This window comes from Candidatus Zixiibacteriota bacterium (assembly GCA_040753495.1).
GTDB lineage: Bacteria > Zixibacteria > MSB-5A5 > GN15 > PGXB01 > DYGG01.
Genome location: JBFMEF010000204.1, coordinates 1 through 4,060, shown reverse-complemented (window position 1 = coordinate 4,060; position 4,060 = coordinate 1). Strand labels below are relative to the sequence as shown.

Sequence of the window (4,060 nt, the reverse complement as noted above, 5' to 3'; positions counted from 1 at the left end):
CCTGGGTCAATCATTTCAAAGACGCCGAGTATTTTCTGTTTGAGGATGCCCGGCATTTCTTTTTCGTAATCGAGCATCAGAAATTCAATAAGATTCTGGAAAATTTCTTGTCCCGTTTCTCTCGTCAGGAGCGGGAAAAGTAGTCTCAAACGAATGTTGGCGATGAGATTATCCGGCGTTTAGTATCTGGAGCATCTGGCGGTGAATTCGTCCGTTGCTGGCGACTATGTACCTATTGCGAATCTGGAATCTTTTTCCCTGAAAATCGGTAACTTTGCCTCCCGCTTCTTTGACCAGCAGAATGCCGGCGGCGGTATCCCAGGGAGAGAGTTTCAACTCCCAGAAACCATCGAACCGGCCGCAGGCGACATATGCCAGGTCCAGGGCGGCGGAGCCGGCGCGGCGGATTCCCCGGCAGGATTTGGCGAAGCGGGCATAGTTGTCGATATTATCTTCCGAAGAGGTGCCGATATCGTACGGAAACCCGGTCGCCAGAAGCGAGCGGCTCAGTTTTGACTGTGATGTGACCTGAACTTGTTTCCCGTTCAAATAGGCTCCCTTGCCTTCGGCCGCGGAAAAAAGCTCGTCTCGCTCCGGGTCGTAAATAACTCCCAAAACGACCTTGCCCTCATACTCCAGCGCTATAGAGACACAGTAAAAGGGAAAGCGGTGGGCGTAATTCGTGGTGCCGTCAAGCGGGTCAATTATCCAGTTGAATTTCGAACCGGTATCGCGCGATGACACCTCCTCCGCCAGACGGGAGTGCCCGGGGAAGGCTCTTTCGATTGATTTCACTATAAATTTTTCCGATGCCAGGTCAGCGGCGGTGACCAGATTGACTCGTCCCTTAAAAAGGATTTCATTTTTTCCCCGCGATTTCTTGAGGAGAATTTCTCCCGCTTTGCGGGCGGTGGCGACGGCGAATTTCAAATATATCCCGATTTCTTTTCTCGACAGCGTCATCAGATTACCGCCTTCAATTCATCCTGCTTGAACTGCATCTGGTAGAGACGGTAATAGATTCCCTGCTGCTGGAGCAGCTCCCTGTGTTTGCCCATCTCGCGCACTTCGCCGTTGTGCAGAACGATGATTTTATCCGCTTTTTCGATAGTGGATAGACGGTGCGCGATAATAATGGCGGTGCGATTCTCCAGGAGATTATCCAGCGCCTTCTGAATCATCCGCTCCGTGGCGGTATCGACCGAGCTGGTGGCTTCATCAAGCACCAGAATACTGGGGTTGAAAGCAAGCGCCCGGGCGAAGGAAAGCAGCTGTTTCTGTCCGGTGGAAAGGGTGGCGCCCCGTTCCTTGACTTCCGCCTGCAAGCCGCCTTCGCTCTCAATAACGAAATCGTACAGATTAACCTTCTTTAAAGCAGCGATAATATCATCATCGCTGATATTCTTACTGCCCAGCCGGATATTGCCGGCATAGTCTCCCGAGAAAATGAAAACATCCTGCAGAACCAGCGCCATCCTCTTGCGGATATCTTCCGCGCGCATCGCCTTGAGTTCCACTCCATCCAGTCTTATGGCGCCCTTCTGATAATCGTAGAAGCGGAACAGCAGCGATATAAGCGAGGTCTTCCCGGCGCCGGTCGCTCCAACAATGGCGACTTTTTCGCCCGGCTCGACCGTGAATGATACATTGCGCAGAACATGGTCATTGCTATTATAAGCGAACCAGACATTTTCGAACTTGATAGAGCCGCCGCGAGACGGCGCCGCCGATGCCGCTTGCGGCTCCACAATCTCCGGCTGGGTATCAAGCAGTTTGAAAATGCGCTCCGAGGCCGCCATGGAAGACTGCAGGATATTATATTTCTCAGAGAGGTCGCGAATCGGATGGTAGAACCGTTGCACCAGTTGTATAAACGCCACCAGTTCGCCGAAAGTCAGAGCCGCGGCCGCTATCTGAAAACCGCCATAGTAAAGAAGCAGCGCCAGCGAGACGGCGCTGATGATTTCGACGGCCGGGTAGAAAACGGCGTAGTAGTAGATTGACCGCAAATGCGCCCCCCGCAGGTCGGCGTTGATTGCGCTGAACCTGTCGAAGATTTCCTTCTCGCGGGTAAACAGCTGTATTACCGTCATGCCGGACACATGCTCCTGCGTGAAAGCGTTGAGACGGGCAAGACGAGTGCGCACCTCACGGTAAATCTCCCGCACCTTGCGGCGGAATATCGTCGTGGCGATTATCAGAATAGGGAGGACCGCAAATGTCACCAATGCCAGTTTCCAGTTATAATAGAGAAGGGCAATTACGATTCCGATTAATGTCAGGATATCTCCAAAGACCGAGACCAGACCGGATGAAAAGAGTTCGTCGAGGACGGTCACATCGTTGGTTACCCTCGTTACCAGCCGCCCCACCGGGTTCTTGTCAAAGAAGCCGAGATGAAGCCGTTGGAGATGACTGAAAATCTGCATCCGGATGTCATATTGTACCTTCTGGCCAATGTACATGGTGATGTACATCTGAAGATACGAGAGAATGAAAGAGGCAAAGAGAATTCCGGCGGAGAAAAGCGCAATCCGCCCCAGTCCCGCGATATCTTTGGTCATGACATATTTGTCAATACCGATTTGCACCATCACCGGCAGAAGCAGCTGCAGGGCGGAGCCGCCGATAAGAAGTATGACCGATACCGCCAGCGAGAGACGGTAAGGTCGGACGTAAGTCAACAGACGGCGCATCAGGCGCGCGTCATACGCCTTACCCAGAACCTCTTCATCATGATAACTGTTGGTGGACATAATTACATCTTCTTCAATTCTTCTTCAATCAACTGCATACGGAACAGCCGGGCATAATGATCATCCTGCGCGAGCAGTTCTTCGTGAGTTCCCCGCTCAACAATAGCGCCGTTTTCCAGATAGACAATCAGGTCGGCGTCTTTAACGGCCGAAATCCGGTGGGATATGATCAATGCCGTCCGTTTGCTGATTTCTCCCTGCAGACGAAGATTTATCTGATGTTCTGTCTCGGTATCAACGGCGCTGGTGGCGTCATCCAGGATAATAATTTTCGGGTCGATAACCAGCGCCCGGGCGAGGGCAACCCGCTGCTTCTGTCCGCCGGAAAGGGTAATGCCGCGCTCTCCCAACATCGTCTCGAATTTGCCGGGAAAACTTTCGATATCTTTCTCGATAACGGCGGCGCGGGCGGCGTTGCGCACGACTTCGGGGCTGCCATCGGAACTCCCGAATAGAATATTGCGGGCAATGGTGTCGGAAAACAGAAACGGTTCCTGGGGAACGAATCCTATTTGCGAGCGAAGCGCCTCAAGATTCCAGTCGTTAATATCTATATTATCGATGAACAGCTGCCCCCGCTCTACCGGGAAGAGACGTCCCAAAAGCGAAACCAGGGTGGTTTTGCCGGAGGCGGTTGGCCCCACAATTCCCAGAGTCATTCCCGGCTCCACTTTAAGGTTGATATTCTTGAGGGTCAATTCGCCGTTGTAAGAGAAGCGGAGATTTTTAAACTCGATGCTTCCTTTGAGCTTGCTGCCGGCATCGGATTCCGGCGACGAAACCACTGCCGGAGCGGTATTGAGAATCTTATTGATCCGAGCCAGTGATGCCGTGCCCCGTTGATAGAGCGATATTACCCAGCCCAGGGCAATCATGGGCCAGATTAGCATTGAAAGGTATGTGAAAAAGGCAACTAACGTTCCCAGGCTGAGTTGCTCATCGATAACGGAGCGTCCCCCAAAATAAAGAACGATGATATTGACGGTGCCGGCCAGAGTGAAGAGCAACGGATAGAACATGCTGAAAATCTTAATCATATCAAGATTGAGGGCGATATATTTTCGGTTATGAGCGGAGAAGTCGGCAATTTCCGCCTCTTCCTGATTGTATGCCCGAATCACCCGAACCCCCGAGAGGTTTTCCTGCGCTTTCGAAGTCAGCACCGCGAAGTAATCCTGAATTTTCAGGTATTGCCGATGCACCACTCCTCCCAGTTTGTTGGCGACGAAAGAAAGTACAGGGAGAGGCAAAAGGGAATAGAGAGTCAGAACCGGCGACAGATAAAACATGAAGGAGACAGCAAT

The 4,060-nt window shown here is 52.0% G+C and carries 3 protein-coding genes; all 3 read right to left on the bottom strand.

The genetic code is table 11. From position 1 onward, the window contains the following. Positions 1–168 precede the first annotated feature (168 nt). Positions 169–963: an inositol monophosphatase family protein gene (locus AB1690_13345; protein ID MEW6016291.1), complete on the bottom strand. Its 795-nt coding sequence runs from the start codon at positions 961–963 to the stop codon at positions 169–171. Further along, positions 963–2,756: an ABC transporter ATP-binding protein gene (locus AB1690_13340; protein ID MEW6016290.1), complete on the bottom strand. Its 1,794-nt coding sequence runs from the start codon at positions 2,754–2,756 to the stop codon at positions 963–965. The genes AB1690_13345 and AB1690_13340 overlap by 1 nt, the downstream gene beginning before the upstream one ends. A 2-nt stretch (positions 2,757–2,758) precedes the next feature. Beyond that, on the bottom strand, positions 2,759–4,060 hold a 1,302-nt coding region (locus AB1690_13335; protein MEW6016289.1), incomplete at its 5' end, for an ABC transporter ATP-binding protein.